Here is a 692-nt window from a genome sequence, read left to right on the forward strand (position 1 = left end):
TGTTGATTGCTCAATACTGCTGGCGCATCGCCGTCCGAAGACAAGCGATTCGCTTTGATCTGCACGAATGCTGATCAGTAAGTTAAGTCACGAACCCAAGTAGTTCGAAGGCGGTGCTCCGATCGCCCAAAGGCGACCATCGCAAAAGCCGTTCTCGCGCCAAGGCGCTCGTGACGTCTTTCGTTGACGTTTTGCTGTTCAGTTTTCAAGGTTCATGTTTGCCGTCGTTGTTGCTTGGCGACTTTTATTATATTAAAGCATCTTCAAATCACTGTCAACAGATTTAGGAAAGTTTTTTATAAAACAGTTTTTCCTTCTGTAACTCCTCCTCTTGTTCCGACAGCCTCCCTTAGAAAATCCCCGCCACAATCAGCTGATTCCGCATAATTAATTCCAAATCGAGTAGAGGGAAAATAAGCTAACTTATTTTCGCCCCTCTCACAACACCGTACGTACGGTTCGCGTATACGGCGTTTCAATTTATATTACAGTATGTACTTTTAGATACCGATCTAAAGCAGAGGGGATTCCCCTCTGCTTTAATCGTTTTGTTGAAAGTGCTCTATGAACTACTTTGGATTTCCCAATAAACCGGTAACCTTTCCTGCAATAAGTTAAGCCTTTGGCTTCTTCCTCAGGTATCCCTAATTGAATTAGCGATTTGATTTGTTTACGGGGTATCTTCCATTGTT

1 pseudogene is annotated in these 692 nt (G+C 43.4%); it reads right to left on the reverse strand.

Annotation, left to right across the window (positions count from 1 at the left end):
- Window positions 1-480 precede the first annotated feature (480 nt).
- Window positions 481-692: pseudogene (locus tag DIJ65_RS16435) on the reverse strand (group II intron reverse transcriptase/maturase); the annotation flags it as partial.

Origin of the sequence: Planococcus salinarum (assembly GCF_007004625.1) — a bacterium.
GTDB classification, from domain to species: domain Bacteria; phylum Bacillota; class Bacilli; order Bacillales_A; family Planococcaceae; genus Planococcus; species Planococcus salinarum.